Here is a 22,051-nt window from a genome sequence, read left to right on the forward strand (position 1 = left end):
CCGCGGCGTTTCACGAGGCCACCGCGCCGCCCTTGAGCAGCGCGGCGCCCAGCGGGGTCACGGTGTGCAGCACCGCGTTGCCGTGCCGCAGCGTCGTCACCAGCCCCGCCTCGCGCATCACGCAGGCGTGCTGGCTCGCCGAGGCCAGCGAGACCCCGGCCCGGCGGGCCAGCTCGCTGGTGGTGGCGCCGTCGCCGATGGCCCGCAGCACCACCGAGCGGGTGTGGCCCACCAGTTTGCCCAGCGTGCGCTGGCGCTGCTCCTCGACGTGCACGGTGCGCGCCGCCTCGCCGCCCGCGGGGGCCGAGGCCAGGTGCGAGGCGGCCGGGTAGACCAGCACCGGCGGCAGCTCGGGGTCGTGCAGGGTCACCGCGGTCCGCCGGCAGAAGAAGGACGGCTGGAGCAGCAGCCCGCGCCCCCGCAGCCGTACGTCCCGGTCCACCGGGTAGTCGCACTCCAGCACCGGGGCCCGCCAGCGCAGCATCGGCGGCAGCGAGGCCAGCAGTTCGTCCGCGCCCCCGTCCAGCAGGGCCCGGCCGCGTGCGGCCCGCTCGGCCTCTATCTGCGCCTGTATGTGGGTCCAGTACGGCTCCACGGCCGCCCGGTGGTAGGCGCGCAGCTCGCCCAGGAGCCTGGGCAGGTGCTTGGTGCCGCCCTCCATGAACTCCCGTAGGCGAGGCGCCATCGATGCCCCGACACCGCCACCCGCTCCCGCTCCCGGACCCGCTCCCGCGCCGGGCCCGCCGGCGAGCAGCACGAGCTCGCGCCGCAGCCGCTCGGGACGGATCCCGCGCAGCGCGTCGAGCGCCACGTCCCACCCGTACTGCCCCTCCACGGGGGTCAGGAAATCGGGAAAATATCCGCGCGCCGGTATGAGCATGCCGAGCGTGCGTGTTTCACCATTCAACCTGCTCCGCGTTTCCGTACGCCATTCACCGAACAACCGGGCATCGCGCCGGTCCCTTAAGCGGTGAAAGCTGAGAATCGTTTCCCACAACGCATCGGGACGCCCTGCCATCCGTACGCGTGCCAGGTCCACTCCAGTGAAATGGATACGCAGCACCGAACCCCCACCTGTGCAACCGCAATCCCCCCGCCCCATGAGTATGCACGCCGTCACACGTGGTCACCACGCCCTTTCGGCCACAGTTGAAACCCCTTTCGGCAGGAGCGTGACAACCGAAATCCTGTACTCCGCCGGGCACACTCCGATGCGACCGAAACGCTCCGCGAAGGCCGTGGGGGGCTTTGCGGGGCCTGGCGGTCGGTCGCACCGGGAAGCGCCGACGTGCCCGGCAGAATGACAGCGGCGGTGGACGGGTGGGGATCCGTCCACCGCCTGCTGGCGTAAAGATTTGTTGAACAGAAAAAAATAGGCGCGCCCGCCCTCGGGCAGTCAGGGAACCCGGGGGCAGGCGCGGTCTATGGGGCCCCTCTCGGGGCCGGGGGTCAGCGGCTGTCGCTGCCCTTCGACTCGGCGGCGGCACGGCCGGCCTCCAGGCGCGCGACCGGAATCCGGAACGGCGAGCAGGAGACGTAGTCGAGGCCGACCTCGTGGAAGAAGTGGACGGACTCGGGGTCACCGCCGTGCTCGCCGCAGACGCCGAGCTTGAGGTCGGGGCGGGTGGCCCGGCCGGCCTGGACGGCGCTGCGGACCAGCGAGCCGACGCCGTCCTTGTCGATGGTCTCGAAGGGCGAGACCCCGAAGATGCCCTTCTCCAGGTACGCGGTGAAGAAGCTGGCCTCGACGTCGTCGCGGGAGAAGCCCCACACCGTCTGGGTCAGGTCGTTCGTGCCGAAGGAGAAGAACTGCGCGGCCTCGGCGATCTGCCCGGCCGTCAGGGCGGCGCGCGGCAGCTCGATCATGGTGCCGATGGTCAGCTTGAGGTTCGTGCCGGTGGCGGCCTCGACCTCGGCGATGACCTGGTCGGCCTCGTCGCGGACGATCTCCAGCTCCTGGACGGTGCCGACGAGCGGGACCATGATCTCGGCGCGCGGGTCGCCCTTGGCGTTCTTGCGCTCGGCCGCGGCCTCGGCGATCGCCCGGACCTGCATCTTGAACAGGCCGGGGATGACCAGGCCGAGGCGGACCCCGCGCAGACCCAGCATCGGGTTCTGCTCGTGCAGCTTGTGGACGGCCTGGAGCAGGCGCAGGTCGTTCTCGTTGTGGTCCTTGCGGGACTCGGCGAGGGCGACGCGCACCGACAGCTCGGTGATGTCCGGCAGGAACTCGTGCAGCGGCGGGTCCAGGAGGCGGACGGTGACGGGCAGGCCGTCCATCGCCTCGAACAGCTCGACGAAGTCCTTCTTCTGCAGCGGCAGGAGGGCACTGAGTGCCTCCTCGCGCTCCTCGTCGGTGTCCGCGAGGATCAGTCGCTCCACCAGTTCGCGGCGCTCGCCGAGGAACATGTGCTCGGTGCGGCACAGGCCGATGCCCTGGGCGCCGAAGCGGCGGGCGCGCAGCGCGTCCTCGGCGTTGTCGGCGTTGGCGCGCACCCGCAGGCGGCGGACCCGGTCCGCGTACGCCATGATCCGGTGCACGGCGGCGACCAGCTCGTCGGCGTCGTCGGCGCCGGCGTGCATGCGGCCCTCGAAGTACTCGACGACCGGGGAGGGTACGACGGGTACCTCGCCGAGGTAGACCTTGCCGGTGGAGCCGTCGATGGAGACGACGTCGCCCTCTTCGATGACCGTCTCGCCGACCGTCATGCGGCGGCGCTTGGTGTCGACGTCGAGCTCCTCGGCGCCGCAGACACAGGTCTTGCCCATGCCGCGGGCGACGACGGCGGCGTGCGAGGTCTTGCCGCCGCGCGAGGTCAGGATGCCCTCGGAGGCGATCATGCCGTCCAGGTCGTCCGGGTTGGTCTCGCGGCGGATCAGGATGACCTTCTCGCCGGAGCGGGACCACTTGACGGCCGTGTAGGAGTCGAAGACGGCCTTGCCGACGGCCGCGCCCGGGGAGGCGGCGATGCCGCGGCCGAGCAGCGTGGTCTTCGCGTCCTCGTCGAAGCGCGGGAACATCAGCTGCGCGAGCTGGTGGCCGGTGACGCGCTGGAGGGCCTCGGCCTCGTCGATCAGGCCCTGGTCGACGAGCTGGGTGGCGATGCGGAAGGCGGCGCCGGCGGTGCGCTTGCCGACACGGGTCTGGAGCATCCACAGCTGGCCGCGCTCGATCGTGAACTCGATGTCGCAGAGATCCTTGTAGTGGGTCTCCAGCGTCTCCATGATCGTCATGAGCTGGTCGTACGAGGCCTTGTCGATGGCCTCCAGGTCCGCGAGCGGCACGGTGTTGCGGATGCCCGCGACCACGTCCTCGCCCTGGGCGTTCTGGAGGTAGTCGCCGTAGACGCCCTGGTGGCCGCTGGCGGGGTCGCGGGTGAAGGCGACGCCGGTGCCGGAGTCGGGGCCCAGGTTGCCGAAGACCATGGAGCAGATGTTGACCGCGGTGCCCAGGTCGCTCGGGATGCGCTCCTGGCGGCGGTAGAGCTTGGCGCGGTCGGTGTTCCACGAGTTGAAGACGGCCTCGACGGCGAGGTCGAGCTGCTCGCGGGCGTCCTGCGGGAACTCGCGGCCGGCCTGCTTGGCGACGATCTTCTTGAAGCGGGTGACCAGCTTCTTCAGGTCGGCGGCGTCGAGGTCGGTGTCGACGGTGACCTTCTTGGCGGCCTTGGCCTCGTCGAGGGCGTCCTCGAAGAGCTCGCCGTCGACGTCCAGCACGGTCTTGCCGAACATCTGGATGAGGCGGCGGTACGAGTCCCACGCGAAGCGCTCGTTGCCGGCCTGGGCGGCGAGGCCGGTGACGGAGTCGTCCGAGAGGCCGATGTTGAGGACCGTGTCCATCATGCCCGGCATGGAGAACTTGGCGCCGGAGCGGACGGAGACCAGGAGCGGGTCGTCCGACTGGCCGAGCTTCTTGCCCATCTTCGTCTCGAGGGCGGCAAGGTGGGCGCTGACCTCGTCGCGCAGCTCGGCCGGGGCCGTGCCGCTCTCAAGGTAGACCTTGCAGGCCTCGGTGGTGATGGTGAAGCCGGGAGGGACCGGCAGACCCAGGTTGGTCATCTCGGCGAGGTTGGCACCCTTGCCGCCGAGAAGGTCCTTGAGGTCGCGGTTTCCCTCGGTGAAGTCGTAGACGAACTTCTGATCTTTGTTTTCCGACACGGGTCTCGACTCCTCGAGGCTCGGTGGCTGCCCTGACGGCCAGGAACATACCCAGATCGAAGGCTTCTGGGTACGTCCACTTGGTCGTCATACGGCTGTAACCACCCGTGCGCCAGCAGATCGAAAGTAACTCATGGGTAATCAGAAGGTACGAAGAGCCTTCACCTCCCGAAGGGAGTGGGGGCTTTTGAGGCCTTCTGACGCTCGGATGAGCGATCATCGATACATTTGCGTTCAACTCTTGAACGAACAAAGGGTGGCACCCAGTGCCACCCTTTGAAAGTCTTACCCGTGACTTCAGTGCTCATCTGAGCGAAACCCCTCCCATGCGTGGCGTATATCACGCGACACGGAGGGCGATTTGTCAGCCTCCGGAGGTGTCCAGTTCCGCTTCCTCGCTGATGCCCGCGCAGTCGTACGGGTCCTTCAGCCAGCCCTCCGGCAGGACAACCCGGTTGTTTCCGGACGTCCGGCCCCGAGGCCCGTCCGCGCTCTCCGGCCACGCCTGGGCCAGGTCGAGCTCGCTCAGATGAGCGTCCAGTTCGGCCAGGGAAGAGGTCACCGCCAGCTTCTTGCGCATCTCGGAGCCCACCGAGAAGCCCTTGAGGTACCAGGCCACGTGCTTACGGAAGTCGATCACCCCGCGCACCTCGTCGCCGATCCACTCCCCCAGCAGCTGGGCGTGGCGGTGCATGGTGCCCGCGACCTCGCGCAGCGTGGGCTTGTGGAAGTCCTCCGGGCGCCCCTCGAAGGCCGCCACCAGGTCGTTGAACAGCCACGGCCGCCCCAGGCAGCCCCGGCCCACCACCACGCCGTCGCAGCCGGTCTCGCGGACCATCCGCAGCGCGTCCTCGGCACACCAGATGTCGCCGTTGCCGAGGACCGGGATCTCCGGCACGTGCTCCTTGAGCCGCGCGATGGCCTCCCAGTCGGCGGTCCCGCCGTAGTGCTGGGCCGTGGTGCGCCCGTGCAGGGCTATCGCGGTGACGCCCTCCTCGACGGCGATCCGGCCGGCGTCGAGGTAGGTGAGGTGGTCGTCGTCGATGCCCTTGCGCATCTTCATGGTCACCGGGAGGTCGCCCGCGCCGGCGACGGCCTCGCGCAGGATCGCGCGCAGCAGGTTCCGCTTGTACGGGAGCGCGGAGCCGCCGCCCTTGCGGGTCACCTTGGGGACCGGGCAGCCGAAGTTCAGGTCGATGTGGTCGGCGCGGTCCTCCTCGACGATCATGCGGACCGCCTTGCCGACCGTGACCGGGTCCACTCCGTACAGCTGGATCGAGCGGGGCTTCTCGGTCTCGTCGAAGTGGATCAGCTGCATGGTCTTCTCGTTGCGCTCGACCAGGGCGCGGGTCGTGATCATCTCGCTCACGAACAGCCCCTTGCCGCCCGAGAACTCCCGGCAGAGGGTACGGAACGGGGCATTGGTGATCCCGGCCATCGGCGCGAGCACCACCGGGGGCTGCACGGTGTGCGGGCCGATCGCGAGGGGCGGGGGGAGCGTGGTCATCCGCCCATTGTCCCGCATGCCGAGGGGGTGCGGCAGACGTACGATCGGCGGCATGATCGAGCCGAGTCAGCCGAGCCGCCGGCAGCGCATGCTCGTCCTGTCGATCTGCTGCATCAGCCTGCTGATCGTGAGCCTCGACAACACGGTGCTCAACGTCGCGCTGCCGTCGATGCGCCGCGAGCTCGACGCCTCGGTCGCGGGCCTGCAGTGGACCATCGACGCGTACACCCTCGTCCTGGCCTCGCTCCTGATGCTCGCGGGCTCCACGGCCGACCGGATCGGGCGCCGCAAGGTGTTCGTCGCCGGTCTGCTGGCGTTCACCGCGGGCTCCCTGCTGTGCTCCCTCGGCCCCAGCCTCGACTGGCTCATCGTCTTCCGCATGGTCCAGGCGATCGGCGGGGCGATGCTGAACCCGGTGGCGATGTCGATCATCACCAACACCTTCACCGATCCGGCCGAGCGGGCCCGGGCCATCGGGGTGTGGGGCGCGGTCGGGGGCATCTCCATGGCCGCGGGTCCCCTGATCGGCGGGGTGCTGGTGGACTCCGTGGGCTGGCGCTCGATCTTCCTGATCAACCTGCCGATCGGCCTGGCGGCGCTCGCCCTGACCCTGCGCCACATCCCCGAGTCCCGGGCGGCCCGGCCGCGCCGCCCCGACCCGGTGGGTCAGGTGCTGGTCATCGCGCTGCTCGGCAGTCTGACGTACGGGATCATCGAGGCGCCCGCCGCCGGCTGGCGCTCGCCGCTGATCCTCGGGTGCGCGGTGGTGGCCGTCGCCTCGTTCGTGGGACTGCTGGTCTACGAGCCCCGGCGCGAGGAGCCGCTGATCGATCTCCGGTTCTTCCGGAGCGCCCCCTTCAGCGGGTCGACCGTGATCGCGATCAGCGCCTTCGCCGGACTGGCCGGCTTCCTCTTCCTGAACACGCTCTACCTCCAGGACGTGCGGGGGCTCAACGCCCTGCACGCCGGGCTGTACATGCTCCCGATGGCGGCCCTGACCGTCCTCTTCGCACCGCTCGCGGGCCGGCTGGTGGGCACCCGGGGGCCCCGGATCTGCCTGCTGATCGCCGGTGTGGCGATGGCGGCGAGCGGGCTGCTCTTCGCGCTGTTCGAGGCCGAGACGTCCAACCCGCTCCTGTTCACCGGGTACGTGCTGTTCGGGCTCGGCTTCGGCATGGTGAACGCGCCGATCACCAACACGGCTGTGTCCGGGATGCCGCGCTCCCAGGCGGGCGTCGCGGCCGCCATCGCCTCCACCAGCCGCCAGACGGGCGGCACGCTGGGGGTGGCGGTCATCGGCTCGGTGCTGGCGGCGGGGCTGGCGAACGGCTCCGACTTCTCCGCGGCCGCCCAGCCCGCCTGGTGGATCATCACGCTGTGCGGACTGGCGGTGCTGGTGGTGGGCGCGGTGACGAGCGGCAGCTGGGCCCGGGCGACGGCGGAGCGCACGGCCCGCAGCCTGGAGGACCCCGTCAGCACCTCGGCGGCGACGGGTTCGCCGCGCGCCTGACCCCGAGGTCCCCTGCCCGAGCCGCCTGCCCGTCCCCCGGGCAGGGCGGCGGTCTGCCCGTGCCCCGGGCCCGGCAGCCGGCTCCGCATTCCAACCGCACGCCATCCGCACGGCCACCCTTACCTGACGAGTGACAGATATTGAAATCTGTCACTCGTCATGTCATTCTCGTTCCATGACGAAGAACGAGAGCACCTTCGAGACCTCTGTCCACCGCCGGCTCGGCACCACCGGGCCGTCCGTCTTCCCGCTGGGCCTCGGCTGCATGGGCATGTCCGCCCTGTACGGGGAGGCCGACCGCGCCGAGTCCATCGCCACCCTCCACGCCGCCCTGGACGCGGGCGTCACGCTGCTCGACACCGGCGACTTCTACGGCATGGGCCACAACGAGCTGCTGATCAACGAGGCCCTGCGCACCGCACCCGCCGCGGCGCGCGAGCGGGCGCTGACCAGCGTCAAGTTCGGCGCCCTGCGCACGGTCGAGGGCGGCTTCACCGGATACGACGGGCGACCCGAGGCCGTCAGGAACTTCCTGGCCTACTCGCTCCAGCGGCTCGGCCGGGACCACATCGACGTCTACCGCATCGCCCGGGTGGACCCGGACGTCCCGATCGAGGAGACCGTCGGGGCCATCGCCGAAGCCGTCAAGGCCGGGCACGTGCGCCACATCGGCCTCTCCGAGGTCGGCGCGGACACCCTGCGCCGGGCCGCCGCGGTGGCCCCGATCTCCGACCTCCAGATCGAGTACTCGCTGATATCGCGGGGCATCGAGGAGGAGATCCTGCCGACCGCCCGCGAGCTCGGCATCGGCATCACGGCGTACGGGGTGCTGTCCCGCGGCCTGATCAGCGGCCACTTCACCCGCGACCGGGCGCTGGCCCCGGGCGACTTCCGCGGGATGAGCCCGCGCTTCCAGGGGGACAACCTCGACCGCAACCTCGATCTGGTCGAGGCGCTGCGCAAGGTGGCGCAGGGCAAGGGCGTGAGCGTCGCCCAGATAGCCATCGCGTGGGTGCTCTCACGGGGTCCGCGGCTCGGGGCCGACATCGTGCCGCTGGTGGGCGCCCGGCGCCGGGACCGGCTCGCCGAGGCGCTGGGAGCCCTGGAGGTCACGTTGGACGCCGCCGACCTGGCCGCCGTCGAGGAGGCCGTGCCCGCGGGCGCCGCGGCCGGCGAGCGGTATCCGGCGGCGCAGATGGCCCACCTGGACAGCGAGCACTGAGCGGGCGGTACGGTCGTACACATGCCTCCCGCCGCTGCCGAACCCCTGACTCCCGAGCGCATTCTCGAAACGACCGAGGAGGTGCTGCGGCGCTTCGGTCCCACCAAGGCGACCGTCGTGGACGTGGCCCGCGCCCTGGGCGTCAGCCACGGCAGCGTGTACCGGCACTTCCCGTCGAAGTCGGCGCTGCGCGAGGCCGTCACCGACCGCTGGCTCGCCAAGAGCGTCGTCCTGCTGGAGGAGATCGCCTCGGCCCCCGCCGGCAGCGCGCCCTCGAAGCTGGAGGCGTGGCTGGAGGCGCTCTTCGAGGCCAAGCGGCGCAAGGCCGGCGCCGATCCCGAGCTGTTCGCCACCTACACCGTGCTGCTGGCCGAGAACAGCGGTGTGGTCGACGCCCACCTGAGCGAGCTGATCTCCCAGCTGGCCCGGATCATCGCGGAGGGTGTCGCGGACGGCTCGCTCGCGGCCGACGACGTGCCGGCGGCCGCCCGCGCGGTCTTCGACGCCACGGGCCGCTTCCACGATCCGCAGTACGCGGCCGACTGGGTCTCCCCCACGATCGTCGCCGAGTTCGAGGCGGTCACCGCGCTGGTCGTCCGGGGTCTGCGGGCCTGACCCCGGAGGTCTGCCCCGACCTGAAAAGGCCGGTGGCCCGGTGCGCCGTGCGCACCGGGCCACCGGCCTTCTGCCGACGCGGACCTAGCAGCCGAGCAGGCGGCTGCCGAGGTAGCTCTGGATCTGGTCCAGGGAGACGCGCTCCTGCTTCATGGTGTCGCGCTCGCGCACGGTCACCGCGTTGTCGTCCAGGGTGTCGAAGTCGACGGTGACGCAGAACGGCGTACCGATCTCGTCCTGGCGGCGGTAGCGGCGGCCGATGGCGCCGGCGTCGTCGAACTCGATGTTCCAGAACTTGCGCAGGTCGGCGGCGAGGCCCTTGGCCTTCGGCGACAGCTGCGCGTTGCGGGACAGCGGCAGGACGGCGACCTTGATCGGGGCCAGGCGCGGGTCGAGGCGCATCACGGCGCGCTTCTCCATGACGCCCTTGGCGTTCGGGGCCTCGTCCTCGTTGTACGCGTCGAGCATGAAGGCGAGCATGGCGCGGTTGACACCGGCCGCCGGCTCGATGACGTACGGGGTGTAGCGCTCCTTCGACTCCTGGTCGAAGTACACGAGGTCCTGGCCGGAGGCGGCCGAGTGCGCCTTGAGGTCGAAGTCGGTGCGGTTGGCGATGCCTTCGAGCTCGGAGAACTCGTTGCCGCCGAAGTTGAAGCGGTACTCGATGTCGGCGGTGCGCTTCGAGTAGTGGGAGAGCTTCTCCTTCGGGTGGTCGAACCAGCGGATGTTCTCCTCGCGGATGCCGAGGTCGCGGTACCAGTTCCAGCGCTCCGCCATCCAGTACTCCTGCCACTGCTCGTCCTCGCCCGGCTTGACGAAGAACTCCATCTCCATCTGCTCGAACTCGCGCGTGCGGAAGATGAAGTTGCCCGGCGTGATCTCGTTGCGGAAGGACTTGCCCATCTGCGCGATGCCGAAGGGGGGCTTCTTGCGCGAGGTGGTCTGCACCTGGGCGAAGTTGGTGAAGATGCCCTGGGCGGTCTCGGGGCGCAGGTACGCCTTGGAACCGGTGTCCTGGGTCGGGCCGAGGTGGGTCTCCAGCATGCCGGAGAACTGCTTGGGCTCGGTGAACTGGCCCTTCACACCGCAGTTGGGGCAGTTGACGTCGGCGAGGCCGTTGGCGGGCACGCGGCCGTGCTTGGCCTCGTACGCCTCCTCCAGGTGGTCCGCGCGGTGGCGCTTGTGACAGGAGGTGCACTCGGTCAGCGGGTCGGAGAAGGTCGCGACGTGGCCGGAGGCCACCCAGACCTCGGGGGCCAGGATCACGGACGAGTCGATACCGACGATGTCCTCACGCCCGGTGACCATCGCCTTCCACCACTGGCGCTTGATGTTCTCCTTGAGCTCGACACCGAGCGGGCCGTAATCCCAGGCAGCCCTGGAGCCGCCGTAGATCTCACTGCACGGGAAAACGAAGCCACGGCGCTTGCTCAGGCTGACGATGGTGTCGATCTTGTCGGCGGCCACGGTGCTCTCTTCATTACGAGGACGAACGGCGAATGCCTCAGGTTACCGGCGCCCGCACCCCCCCTTTCAAATCGGATCCCCCTCCCCGGGCCCGCCCACACCTCTCCCACCAGGGTTTTTGACAACCGTTTCCATTTTTGATGAAAATGGATGTCATGAACGTACGACGCCTCATACCCGCCGCCGCCCTCGCAGGAGCCGTCGCCCTCGGCGCCACGGCCCTCACCGCCTGCTCCGGAGCCGGTGCCGCCGAGTCCGGCGGCAAGGACGGCACGCTCGACGTGACGGCGTCGTTCTACCCGATGCAGTTCCTCGCCGAGCAGATCGGCAAGGACCACGTGAAGGTCGACACCCTGACCAAGCCGGGAGTCGAGCCGCACGACCTGGAGATCACTCCGAAGCAGACCGGGCAGCTCGCCGATGCCGATGTGATCCTCTACCTCAAGAGCCTGCAGCCCGCCGTCGACAAGGCCGTCGCCCAGTCCGGCGTGAAGAACGTCGTCGACGCGGCCACCCTCACCAAGCTCGAGGCCCACGCCGCCTCCGGCCACGACCACGGCCCCGAGGGCGAGGGCGAGGAGGGCCACGACTACGCCCACGGCGAGGCCGGCGAGGACCCCCACGTCTGGCTCGACCCCGCCAAGTACGCGGAGATCGCCAAGGGCGTCGGCGCGGCCCTGGAGAAGGCCGACCCCGGCCACGCGGCGGACTACAAGAAGAACACCGACGACCTCGTCGCCAAGCTGACCGCCCTGGACACCGAGTTCAAGGACGGCCTGGCCAACACGGCCGGCAGGACCTTCATCACCACGCACTCCGCCTTCGGCTACCTCGCCGAGCGCTACGGCCTGGACCAGGAGGGCATCTCCGGCGTCGACCCCGAGTCCGAGCCCAGCCCGGCCCGGATGAAGGAACTCCAGGAGATCGCGAAGAAGGAGAATGTCTCCACGGTGTTCTTCGAGACCCTGGCCAGCGACAAGACGGCGAAGAGCCTCGCCGGGGACACCGGTCTGAAGACCGACGTCCTCGACCCGCTCGAGGGAATCACCGACAAGTCCCAGGGCGCTGACTACTTCGAGGTCATGCGCTCCAACCTGAAGAACCTCCAGAAGGCGCTCGGAGCCAAGTAGATGACAGCAGCAGTTACGGAGGCGCGAGCCATGCAGACCCCGCCCGGGCAGGCCGCTGACCACCCCGTCATATCCCTGCGCGGGGCCACGGCCTCGCTCGGCTCGCGCCCCGTGCTGCGCGGGATCGACCTCGCCGTCCGCCGCGGCGAGGTCGTCGCGCTGCTCGGCGCCAACGGCTCCGGCAAGTCCACCGCCGTCCGCGCGATCGTCGGCCAGGTCCCCCTCACCGACGGCTCCCTCTCGCTCTTCGGCACGGACTTCAAGCGCTTCCGCGACTGGGCGCGCATCGGGTACGTCCCGCAGCGCACCACGGCCGCCAGCGGCGTCCCGGCCACCGTCCGCGAGGTCGTATCCTCCGGCCGGCTCGCCCGCACCCGCTTCGGCCTGCTGCGCAAGGCCGACAAGGCGGCCGTCGAGCGCTCCCTGGCCCTCGTGGACATGGACGGGTACGCCGACGTCTCCGTGGGCGCCCTCTCCGGCGGCCAGCACCAGCGCGTGCTCATAGCCCGGGCGCTCGCCGGCGAGCCGGAGCTGCTGCTCATGGACGAGCCCATGGCCGGTGTCGACCTCGCCAACCAGGAGGTCCTGGCGAACGCCCTGCGCGAGCAGGTCGCCGTCGGCAGCACCGTCCTGCTCGTCCTGCACGAGCTGGGCCCGCTGGAGCCGCTGATCGACCGGGCCGTCGTCCTGCGGGACGGCTGCGTCGTGCACGACGGCCCGCCCCCGGAGGCCGTGGGCCAGCACGCCCTGCCCGGCCACGACCACGTACACCCCCACGCGGCGCACGACGCCGAGCTTCTGCGGACGGGACTGCTGAGCTGATGGACCTCCTCGACCACGCCTTCATGCAGCGGGCGCTGATCGCCGCCGCCCTGGTGGGCATCACGGCGCCCGCCATCGGCACGTACCTGGTCCAGCGCCGCCAGGCGGTCATGGGCGACGGCCTCGGCCACGTCGCCATGACCGGTGTCGCCCTCGGCTTCGTGCTCCACACCAGCCCCGTGTGGATGGCCACCCTGGTCGCCGTCGTCGGCGCCGTCGGCATGGAGCTGATCCGCTCCCGCGGCAAGACCAGCGGGGACGTGGCCCTCGCGATGCTCTTCTACGGCGGCCTCGCCGGCGGTGTGATGATCATCAACGTGGGCGGCGGCTCCACGACCAACCTGCTCAGCGCCATGTTCGGCTCGATCACCACCGTCGCCGCCGAGGACGTCACCGCGATGGCGATCCTCGCCGCCTTCGTCCTCGCCGTCACCATCGGCCTGCGCCGGCAGCTCTTCGCCGTCTGCCAGGACGAGGAGTTCGCCAAGGTCACGGGCCTTCCGGTGCGCGCGCTGAACCTGCTGATCGCCGTCACCGCCGCCGTCACCGTGACCGTCGCGATGCGCATCGTCGGCCTGCTGCTGGTCAGCGCCATGATGGTGATCCCGGTCGCCGCCGCCCAGCGCCTGACCCGCGGGTTCGCTGCCACCCTGGGCGTGGCCGTCGCCATCAGCCTGGCCGTCTCCCTGACCGGAACCGCCACCACGTATTACGTCAACGCCCCCTCGGGTGCCATGATCGTGCTGCTCGCGATCGCCGTGTTCATGGCGCTGACCGCGCTGTCCGCTCCTCTGGCCCGGCGCCGGGCCAGAGCCGCCGTCGCGGCGCAGGAGGTCTGCACGCGGGACGATGTGAAGGTCTAGCGGGCTGGCACAATGGCCGCAGGCCGATACGAGGAGGAACCGGTGGCGACTGCGCCTGGCGAGACGAATGCCGCGCCAGTACGAGGACGATCCACCCGGCAGCGGGCCGCCGTGGCGGCCGCGCTGGACCAGGTGGACGAGTTCCGCAGTGCCCAGGAACTCCACGACATGCTCAAGCACCGCGGCGACTCCGTGGGGCTGACCACGGTGTACCGCACCCTCCAGTCCCTCGCGGACGCCGGCGAGGTCGACGTCCTGCGCACCAGCGACGGCGAGTCCGTGTACCGGCGCTGCTCCACCGGGGACCACCACCACCACCTGGTCTGCCGCAAGTGCGGCAAGGCGGTGGAGGTGGAGGGCCCGGCCGTGGAGAAGTGGGCCGAGTCCATCGCGGCCGAGCACGGCTTCGTGAACGTGGCCCACACCGTGGAGATCTTCGGCACCTGCGCCGACTGCGCCGCGGCCGGCTAGACCCGCGTCCGGTCGCGGTCCAGGATCGCCCGACAGCGGATCCCCGCCCGTGGTGTCCATGGACGGGGATCTGGGGCGGCGGATCTCAGCCGGCCGCGCCCGGGCCCTCGGGCTGGTTGGGGACGGCGCCGCCGAAGCGGCGGTCGCGCTGGGCGTACTCGAGGCAGGCCTGCCAGAGGTTGCGCCGGTCGAAGTCCGGCCACAGCACGTCCTGGAAGACCATCTCGGCGTACGCGCTCTGCCAGAGCAGGTAGTTGGACGTGCGCTGCTCGCCGCTCGGGCGCAGGAACAGGTCCACGTCCGGCATGTCCGGGTAGTACATGTACTTGGCGAAGGTCTTCTCGTTGACCTTCGACGGGTCCAGCCGGCCGGCCGCCACATCGCGGGCGATGGCCTGCGCCGCGTCCGCGATCTCCGCGCGGCCGCCGTAGTTCACGCAGAAGTACAGGGTCATCGCGTCGTTGTCGACGGTCTGCTCCTGAGCCACCTGGAGCTCCTGGACGACCGACTTCCACATCTTCGGCATGCGCCCGACCCAGCGGATCCGGATGCCCAGCTCGTTCATCTCGTCGCGGCGGCGCCGGATGACATCGCGGTTGAAGTTCATCAGGAAGCGGACCTCGTCGGGCGAGCGCTTCCAGTTCTCCGTCGAGAAGGCGTACAGGGAGAGGTTCTTGACGCCCATCTCCAGGCAGCCCTTCAGCACGTCGAGCACGACGCCCTCGCCCACCTTGTGGCCCTCGGTCCGCGGCAGGCCGCGCTCCTTGGCCCAGCGCCCGTTGCCGTCCATGACGACCGCGACGTGGTTCGGGACCAGCTCACCGGGGATCTTCGGCGGGCGCTCACCGGACGGGTGCGGCTCGGGAACCTTGTACTCGCGGCGAGAGCGTCCCAGAATCCCGCGTCGTGCCATGTGCCCAGCTCCTATTTCTCGACGTATCGCAGGGAGCGTAGCCCGCGCTCCAGATGCCAGTGCAAATAGGCGGAGACCAGCCCGCTGCCCTCCCGCACGTGACGCGCCTCGCACGCGTCGGCATGGTTCCAATCGCCCGTCAGCAGGGCGCTGAGCAGGGCGATGGCCTCCGACGAGGGTACGACGCTGCCGGGCACCCGGCAGTCCCCGCATATCACCCCGCCCGCGGCGACGGAGAAGTGCCGGTTGGGGCCGTGGATCCCGCACTTCGCGCAGTCGTCGAAGCTCGGCGCGTAGCCGTTGACGGCCAGCGAGCGCAGCAGGAAGGCGTCGAGGATGAGGTGGGGTTCGTGTTCGCCGCGCGAGAGCGTGCGCAGGGCGCCGACGAGCAGCAGGTACTGCTGCACGGCGGGCTCGCCCTCGTTCTCGGCGAAGCGCTCGGCGGTCTCCAGCATGGCGGTGCCGGCGGTGTAGCGGGCGTAGTCGGTGACGATGCCGTTGCCGTAGGGGGCGATGATCTCGGTCTGGGTGCAGAGCGGCAGGCTGCGCCCGACCAGCTCGTTGCCGCGGGAGAAGAACTGCACGTCGGCGTGGGAGAAAGGTTCCAGCCGGGCGCCGAACTTGGACTTCGTGCGCCGCACGCCGCGGGCGACCGCCCGTACCCTGCCGTGGCCGCGGGTCAGCAGCGTGATGATGCGGTCCGCCTCACCCAGCTTCTGGGTGCGCAGCACGATGCCGTCGTCGCGGAACAGACTCATGCGCCCATTGTCACCCGCACCGGGGACAGCGACGGCCCCCCGCCCGGACTCGGGCCACCGTGAGCGGTGGCCGGGAGAGTCCGGACGGGGGGCCGGCACCCCTTGGGAGGATCAGGAGGAGGCCGGGGCCTGCGCCCCGTCCGCCGTCACGGCCTTCTCGGCCTTCTCGCCCTTCTCGGTCTGGGCGCGGTCGGCCTCGCCGGCCCCGTCCGCTTCGTCGGCTTCTCCGGCTTCTCCGGCCTCGTCGGCCCCATCGGCCGGATCCGCCTTCTCGGCGCCCGCCGGGGCCGCCGCCGGCTGGGCGGGCAGTGCGACCACGGGGACCACCGGCACCTCGTCCTTGGCCAGACCGTTGAAGATCAGGTTGAGGACGATGGCGGACGTGGCACCGAGGGTGACACCGCTGTTGAGGAGCGAGGACAGGTCCGCGTCCATGTGCTTGGTGAAGAAGACCGGGACGGTCGCGGGGAGCAGGGCGAAGGCCAGCGAGACGCCCACGATCAGGGCGTTCTTCTCCTCCTTCAGGTCCACCTTGGCCAGGGTCTGGATACCGGCGAGGGCGACCATGGCGAACATGACGGTCGCGGCGCCGCCGAGCACCCCGTGCGGGACGGCGGCGACGATCGCGGCGGCCTTGGGCAGCAGACCCAGGATGATCATGAACACACCGGCGGCCACCACCACGAACCGGCTCTTGACCTTGGTCATCCGCACCAGGCCGACGTTCTCGGCGAAGGCGACGTAGGGGAAGGAGTTGAGGACACCGCCGAGGGCGGTCGCGGCGCCGTCGGCACGCAGGGCGCGGGCCACGGTCTCGCTGTCGACGTCCTTGCCGACGATGTCGCCGACCGCGTAGGTGTCACCGGTCGTCTCGACCATGGTGATCAGCATGACGATCAGCATCAGCACGATCGGGAACCACTCGAACTTCGGGACGCCGAAGTGGAAGGGGGTGGTGACGCCGATCCAGTCGGAGTTGCCGACGTCGCCGAACTTCGCGTCCCCGAGGAGGAACGCGACCGCGGTGCCGCCGACCAGGCCGAGGAGGATGGAGATGCTGGAGACGAACGGCCGGCCGAGCTTCATCAGGACGAGGATGAAGAGCATCGTGCCGCCGGCGTACGCGAAGTGCTTCGGCTCGCCGAAGTCGGGGCTGCCGAGGCCGCCCGCCGCGTCGTTGAGGCCGACCGGGATCAGGACGATGCCCAGGACGGTGATCACGGTGCCGGTGACGACGGGCGGGAAGAGCCGCATGACCGTACGGAACGCCTTCGCGGGCAGCCAGGCGAACGCGAAGGTCGCGATGCCGGCGGTGATGACCGCGCCGTAGATGACCAGCAGCGCGGCGGTTCCGCCGCCCGCACCGAGGCCGATGGCGATCATCGGCGAGACGGCGGTGAAGGTCACGCCCTGGATCAGCGGCAGGCGCGCGCCGATCCGGCCGATGCCCCAGGCCTGGATGATCGAGGCGATGCCGCAGGTGAAGAGGTCCGCGTTGATCAGGTAGACCAGCTGCTCAGGGCTCAGCTTCAGCGCGTTGCCGACGATGATCGGGACGATCACCGCACCGGCGTAGAACGCGAGTACGTGCTGGAAGCCGTACAGCGCGAGCTTGGGGAGGGGGAGCACCTCGTCGACCGGGTGCGTGCTCTGCTGTCCGTCGTCGGAAAGCCGGGCGGCGACACGTGCCATCTCTGCCTTGCCCTTCAAGAGGTGAGGTAAGTGAGAGGAGATCTGGTGATCCCTGGTCGAAGTGGGTCGCTAACCCGTTGGTCCGCCAGGGTTGTCAGTACGTCACGTGAATCGAAGCCCCGGTGTGTTAACGGCGGCTTCTTGTCGTGTGACCGGAATTGAACGCCTGTGAAGGGCCTCACAGATATCGTCGACTTCTACAAACTGTTGACGTCACCGGCGCCCAGATCTGTAGGTTTCTCCAGTGGTGGACTGTGGGGCGGAGGCGTAGGGGAAGAGCCGCACGGAGGCAGCCGTTCCCGCCCCGCGACCATGCAGCCCCTCTGGCCTGACCTGCGAATACGCCCCTCACCTGGGCGCGGGCGGGCCAACTCGAAGGGCCCGCTCCGGCAGTCCAAGGGGTGGATGGTCCGGGCACGGAGGAATCGCCTCCGCGGTTCGACGGACCCGTGAAACTCTCAGGAATCGGCCCCGTGTGGCCGGATCGTTACGCGTGCGGCGCCCGTTTCGGACCGGCTACGGCGCGCGAACCGCCGACAGGAGCCGGGCCACCTCGTCCGCGTCGATGCGCAGCGCCGCCCCGACGGTGGAGAGCACCTCGCGCTCGGCCGGGAGGTACGGGCCGTCCGCGAGCGCGATCCGGGCCCCCTGGAGCAGGATCGACTCGCGGCCGGGGCCCGCCAGGTGCGGGGCCAGCGGCTCCAGCGCCTCGTGGAGTTCGATCGACAGCGCGGCCCCGCAGCACTCCGGGACGCCGTACAGCCCGAGCCGCCCCTCGTCGGTGGACAGCGCCTCCACGAGGGACTCCAGCTGCTCCTCCGTGCACTCCTGGAAGCCCGCGCCCCGTACGGCGCTCACGGCGGCCTCCAGCGCGCTGCGCGAGCCGGTCCCGCCCGCGGCGAGCACGGCCAGCGCGACGGTGTGCACGGCGTCGCGCAGCATGGCGGTGAAGCGGGTGGTGGTGAGGTGGTCCAGGACCTCGGTGGCGAAGCGCTCCCGGCAGCCCTGGCACTCGACGACCGGTCCGGCACTGCCGCGCGGCAGCAGCGGCACGCCGAGGACGGTGAAGCGGCGGCGCCCGGTCCGCCTGCGGTAGTTGCGGTCCCCACCGCAGGCCGGGCAGAAGAACTCCCCGTCGCCCACGGTGCTCCAGGTGGTACGGATGCCCCAGACCGTCAGCTTCCGGCCGTCCCCACCCCGAACTGGCAGCACGTCGCACCTCCGTCACCATCCGGCAGCATCGCCGGTTGGCGTGATGTTAGCCACATCGGTGAGGATGCGTCAGTCGTGTGACAGGACAACATGTCGCGGGGCGCGGACTTGGCCGATCTGCGCCCCCGCGGTCTGCCCGCCGCCTCCCGGTTTTCCCCACCTTCTGGCGCCTGCACGAGAAGTCGTGTCCGGTGACCGGCGCCGCGAGCGGCAGCGGCCGCGCCACCGCCCTGCTGCCGGCCCGCTCCGGGAGCCGGGTGACCGCGTCCGACGTCAACGCCCCCGGCCTGGCGGCCCTTCGTACGAGATTGGCCGAAGAGGACCGGGCACCTCGCGGTGGAGGGGGCCGCGGGCGGGATCCGGGTCAACGCGGTGGGCTCCGGCACCATCCGTACGGAGCGGGTCCTCGCGCTGGGGGACGAGCCCGCCGGGGCGGGGGCGGGAACGACGGAACCCCGCCCCTCCGGCGGGGAGGGACGGGGTTCGCGTACGAGGGATCAGCGGCCCGCGCGGTTGACGGCGGAGATGACCGCCTTCAGGGAGGCGCGGGTGGTGTTGGCGTCGATGCCGATGCCCCACAGGACCCGGCCGTCGATCGCGCACTCGATGTACGAGGCGGCGACCGCGGAGGCGCCCTCGCTCATGGTGTGCTCGGTGTAGTCCAGCAGGCGGGCGTCGACGCCGATGCCGGCCAGCGCGTCGAAGAAGGCCGAGATGGGACCGTTGCCGGTGCCGTTCAGGACCGTCTCCGCGCCGTCCACGACCGCCTCGACGGTCAGCGTGTCCGTGCCGTCCTTGTCGGTGGCCGTCGAGCCGGAGCGCAGCTGGATGCGGCCCCACGGGTTCTCGGGGTTGGGCAGGTACTCGTCGGAGAAGACGTCCCAGATCGCCTTCGGCGTGACCTCGCCGCCCTCGGCGTCGGTCTTGGCCTGGATGATCCGCGAGAACTCGATCTGCATGCGGCGCGGCAGGTCCAGCTTGTGGTCGTTCTTCAGGACGTACGCGATACCGCCCTTGCCGGACTGCGAGTTGACCCGGATGACGGCCTCGTAGGAGCGGCCGACGTCCTTCGGGTCGATGGGCAGGTACGGCACGGCCCACTCGATGTCGTCCACGGTCTTGCCGGCGGCGGCCGCGTCGGCCTCCCTCGCGTCGAAGCCCTTCTTGATGGCGTCCTGGTGGGAGCCGGAGAAGGCGGTGTAGACCAGGTCGCCCGCGTAGGGGTGGCGCGGGTGGACCTCCATCTGGTTGCAGTACTCGCTGGTGCGGCGGATCTCGTCGATCTGCGAGAAGTCGATCTGCGGGTCGATGCCCTGGGAGAACAGGTTCATGCCCAGGGTGATCAGGTCGACGTTGCCGGTGCGCTCGCCCTGGCCGAACAGGCAGCCCTCGATGCGGTCGGCTCCGGCCATCAGGGCCAGCTCGGCGGCGGCGACGGCGGTGCCCCGGTCGTTGTGCGGGTGCACGGAGATGCAGATGTGCTCGCGGCGGGTCAGGTTGCGGGCCATCCACTCGAAGCGGTCCGCGTGGGTGGAGGGCGTGGAGCGCTCCACGGTGGCGGGCAGGTTCAGGATGATCTCGCGGCCCGCGGCCGGCTGCCAGACGTCGCAGACGGCCTCGCAGACCTCCAGGGCGAAGTCCAGCTCGGTGTCGGTGAAGATCTCCGGGCTGTACTGGTAGCCGAAGGTGGTCTCCGGGCCCAGCAGCTTCTCGGCGTACTCCATGACCAGGCGGGTGCCGTCGACGGCGATCTGCTTGATCTGCTCCTTGGAGCCGCGGAAGACGACCCGGCGGAAGGTGGGGGCGGTCGCGTTGTACAGGTGCACGGTGGCGCGCTTGGCGCCGACCAGCGACTCCACGGTCCGCTCGATCAGGTCCTCGCGGGCCTGGGTCAGTACGGAGATGGTGACGTCGTCCGGGATCGCGCCCTCTTCGATGATGGAGCGCACGAAGGCGAAGTCGGTCTCGCCGGAGGACGGGAAGCCGACCTCGATCTCCTTGTAGCCCATGCGCACCAGCAGGTCGAACATCTCGCGCTTGCGGGCGGGGGTCATCGGGTCGATCAGCGACTGGTTGCCGTCCCGCAGGTCGGTGGACAGCCAGCGGGGAGCCTTGGTGACGCGGGCTTCGGGCCAGGTGCGGTCCGGGATGTCCACCTGCTCGTACGAGCCGTACTTGTGGATCGGCATCCCGGAGGGCTTCTGGGAGTGGGTCGCGTTCGTGATGGGCGTGGGGCGACCGATGAAAGGCTGCTGGCTCATGGCGTGGGGCTCCTCGCGTGTCCGCGGTAGTTCGCTGGGACGGCCGACGGCGGTCGCAAAAACCGCAACACCAAACTCCGCGGGGAGGGGGCCGGCCTACGACTACAGACCCTCGCCGCGGCAGCTAAGGAGAAGCAGCCCGATACGCATGATGGGCCGAGCCTAGCCGAGCCGCGCCGTAACGCGAGGACCTGTTTCAGTATGCAAGACCCGGGCGTCCGATTTGCACCTTATGTGAGCCAAAACTCTTTCGTTACGTAAAGTCGGTTCGATCCGTCAACTCGCCGCCGCCCCTTTCAGACAAGTGAATGAATCATGGTCGCGGCTAGTGACAGGCCCGTGACCCACTGCCACATTGCCGGGCATGAATGCCTCCCGTACCCCCCGCCACCCCGTCTTCTGCACCGTCGTGCCCCCGCACCTCCTCGACAGGATCGCCCGCTCCGAGGACCCCCGGCGCGCCCGTGCCGCCCTGAGCACCCTCGAGCGCGACTCCCTCCTGCGCACCCGGCGCCGGGTCACCACCGTCCAGGGGGTCGCCTCCGCCCTCGGCGCACCCCTCTCGGACGACCCGAACCGCACGGTCTACGACGCGCAGCACCGCACCCGGCTGCCCGGTACGAAGGTGCGCGGCGAGGGCGACCCCGCGGGCGGGGACGTCACCGTGAACCGGGCGTACGCCGGGCTGGGCGCGACGTTCGAGCTCTTCCTGAAGGGGTTCGGGAGGCGCTCGATCGACGATGCCGGGCTGGCCCTGGACGCGACCGTCCACTACGGCGAGGACTACAACAACGCCTTCTGGGACGGGCAGCAGATGGTCTTCGGCGACGGGGACGGGGACCTCTTCCTCGACTTCACCGTGTCGCTGGACGTCATCGGCCACGAACTGACCCACGGAGTCACCCAGTACACGGCGAACCTCGAGTACTACGGGCAGTCCGGAGCGCTCAACGAGTCGATGTCCGACGTCTTCGGCTCGCTGATCAAGCAGTACTCGCTGGACCAGACGGCGCAGGAGGCGGACTGGCTGATCGGGGCCGGGCTGCTGGGTCCCGCCGTCGACAGCGGGCAGGCCCTGCGGTCGATGAAGGCGCCGGGGACCGCCTACGAGGACGACGAGCTGGGCAAGGACCCGCAGCCCGCGACGATGGACGACTACGTGCGGACCTCCCGGGACAACGGCGGCGTGCACATCAACTCCGGCATCCCCAACCACGCCTTCTACCTGGCGGCGACCGAGCTGGGCGGCAAGGCCTGGGAGCGGGCCGGACAGATCTGGTACGACACCCTGACCGGCGGGGAGCTGGCCGTGGACGCGGACTTCGCGGACTTCGCCCGGCTGTCGGCGGCGGCGGCCGTGCGCCGGTTCGGGGACGGGGGCGCCGAGCACCGGGCCCTCCAGAAGGCGTGGTCGGCGGTGGGCGTCCCGCTGGGCGGGTAGAGGGCTCCC

General features: G+C 70.2%; 17 protein-coding genes. 8 read left to right on the top strand and 9 right to left on the bottom strand.

Features of this window, described 5'->3' with window-relative positions:
• Positions 1–10 precede the first annotated feature (10 nt).
• The 3 genes from AB0D66_RS20890 to dusB all read right to left on the bottom strand — a co-directional run bounded on the left by AB0D66_RS20890 (position 11) and on the right by dusB (position 5,683).
• Complete coding sequence (locus AB0D66_RS20890; RefSeq protein ID WP_362305323.1) at positions 11–1,063, bottom strand: helix-turn-helix domain-containing protein; 1,053 nt, start codon at positions 1,061–1,063, stop codon at positions 11–13.
• Between the two features lie 386 nt (positions 1,064–1,449).
• Entirely contained in the window at positions 1,450–4,158 is a 2,709-nt protein-coding gene (gene ppdK, locus AB0D66_RS20895; protein ID WP_362305326.1) for a pyruvate, phosphate dikinase, read from the bottom strand.
• A gap of 364 nt (positions 4,159–4,522) precedes the next feature.
• Positions 4,523–5,683: a tRNA dihydrouridine synthase DusB gene (gene dusB, locus AB0D66_RS20900; RefSeq protein WP_362305329.1), complete on the bottom strand. Its 1,161-nt coding sequence runs from the start codon at positions 5,681–5,683 to the stop codon at positions 4,523–4,525.
• A gap of 34 nt (positions 5,684–5,717) precedes the next feature.
• On the opposite strand from dusB, the gene AB0D66_RS20905 reads away from it, so the two are divergent.
• The 3 genes from AB0D66_RS20905 (at position 5,718) to AB0D66_RS20915 (ending at position 9,012) form a co-directional block, all read left to right on the top strand.
• Entirely contained in the window at positions 5,718–7,175 is a 1,458-nt protein-coding gene (locus tag AB0D66_RS20905) for an MFS transporter (protein WP_362305332.1), read from the top strand.
• 175 nt (positions 7,176–7,350) lie between these two features.
• The gene (locus AB0D66_RS20910) at positions 7,351–8,397 is read left to right on the top strand and encodes an aldo/keto reductase (RefSeq protein ID WP_362305335.1); all 1,047 of its coding nucleotides are present in this window, start codon (positions 7,351–7,353) and stop codon (positions 8,395–8,397) included.
• Positions 8,398–8,418: 21 nt separating this feature from the next.
• Entirely contained in the window at positions 8,419–9,012 is a 594-nt protein-coding gene (locus tag AB0D66_RS20915; protein ID WP_362305339.1) for a TetR family transcriptional regulator, read from the top strand.
• 84 nt (positions 9,013–9,096) lie between these two features.
• Here the strand turns inward: AB0D66_RS20915 and AB0D66_RS20920 are convergent, their stop codons facing one another.
• Complete coding sequence (locus tag AB0D66_RS20920) at positions 9,097–10,479, bottom strand: glycine--tRNA ligase (protein ID WP_362305342.1); 1,383 nt, start codon at positions 10,477–10,479, stop codon at positions 9,097–9,099.
• 155 nt (positions 10,480–10,634) lie between these two features.
• Here AB0D66_RS20920 and AB0D66_RS20925 point away from each other — a divergent pair, with 155 nt between their 5' ends.
• The 4 genes from AB0D66_RS20925 to AB0D66_RS20940 are packed head-to-tail and all read left to right on the top strand — an operon-like array spanning position 10,635 to position 13,765.
• Positions 10,635–11,609, top strand: coding sequence for a metal ABC transporter substrate-binding protein (locus AB0D66_RS20925; protein WP_362305345.1), 975 nt, complete (start codon positions 10,635–10,637; stop codon positions 11,607–11,609).
• A 30-nt stretch (positions 11,610–11,639) separates the two neighbouring features.
• The gene (locus AB0D66_RS20930) at positions 11,640–12,431 is read left to right on the top strand and encodes a metal ABC transporter ATP-binding protein (RefSeq protein ID WP_362305421.1); all 792 of its coding nucleotides are present in this window, start codon (positions 11,640–11,642) and stop codon (positions 12,429–12,431) included.
• Positions 12,431–13,294 (top strand): metal ABC transporter permease, encoded by an 864-nt coding sequence (locus AB0D66_RS20935; protein ID WP_362305348.1) that lies wholly within the window; start codon positions 12,431–12,433, stop codon positions 13,292–13,294. The genes AB0D66_RS20930 and AB0D66_RS20935 overlap by 1 nt, the downstream gene beginning before the upstream one ends.
• Positions 13,295–13,336: 42 nt before the next feature.
• The gene (locus tag AB0D66_RS20940) at positions 13,337–13,765 is read left to right on the top strand and encodes a transcriptional repressor (protein WP_362305351.1); all 429 of its coding nucleotides are present in this window, start codon (positions 13,337–13,339) and stop codon (positions 13,763–13,765) included.
• Between the two features lie 85 nt (positions 13,766–13,850).
• On the opposite strand, the gene AB0D66_RS20945 is transcribed toward AB0D66_RS20940, so the two are convergent.
• The 5 genes from AB0D66_RS20945 to leuA all read right to left on the bottom strand — a co-directional run bounded on the left by AB0D66_RS20945 (position 13,851) and on the right by leuA (position 20,601).
• Positions 13,851–14,678: an isoprenyl transferase gene (locus AB0D66_RS20945; RefSeq protein WP_362305354.1), complete on the bottom strand. Its 828-nt coding sequence runs from the start codon at positions 14,676–14,678 to the stop codon at positions 13,851–13,853.
• An 11-nt stretch (positions 14,679–14,689) separates the two neighbouring features.
• A complete protein-coding gene (gene recO / locus AB0D66_RS20950; protein WP_362305357.1) occupies positions 14,690–15,436 on the bottom strand; it encodes a DNA repair protein RecO in 747 nt (248 codons plus the stop codon).
• 111 nt (positions 15,437–15,547) lie between these two features.
• Positions 15,548–17,128, bottom strand: coding sequence for a nucleobase:cation symporter-2 family protein (locus AB0D66_RS20955; RefSeq protein WP_362305360.1), 1,581 nt, complete (start codon positions 17,126–17,128; stop codon positions 15,548–15,550).
• A 516-nt stretch (positions 17,129–17,644) separates the two neighbouring features.
• The gene (locus tag AB0D66_RS20960) at positions 17,645–18,340 is read right to left on the bottom strand and encodes a TerB family tellurite resistance protein (RefSeq protein ID WP_362305363.1); all 696 of its coding nucleotides are present in this window, start codon (positions 18,338–18,340) and stop codon (positions 17,645–17,647) included.
• Between the two features lie 497 nt (positions 18,341–18,837).
• Complete coding sequence (leuA, locus tag AB0D66_RS20965) at positions 18,838–20,601, bottom strand: 2-isopropylmalate synthase (protein WP_362305366.1); 1,764 nt, start codon at positions 20,599–20,601, stop codon at positions 18,838–18,840.
• Positions 20,602–20,965: 364 nt separating this feature from the next.
• Between leuA and AB0D66_RS20970 the strand changes: the two genes are divergently transcribed.
• The gene (locus AB0D66_RS20970) at positions 20,966–22,042 is read left to right on the top strand and encodes a M4 family metallopeptidase (RefSeq protein ID WP_362305369.1); all 1,077 of its coding nucleotides are present in this window, start codon (positions 20,966–20,968) and stop codon (positions 22,040–22,042) included.
• The last annotated feature ends 9 nt before the right edge of the window (positions 22,043–22,051 follow it).

Source organism: Streptomyces sp. NPDC048270, assembly GCF_040652335.1.
In the GTDB taxonomy this organism is placed as follows: domain Bacteria; phylum Actinomycetota; class Actinomycetes; order Streptomycetales; family Streptomycetaceae; genus Streptomyces.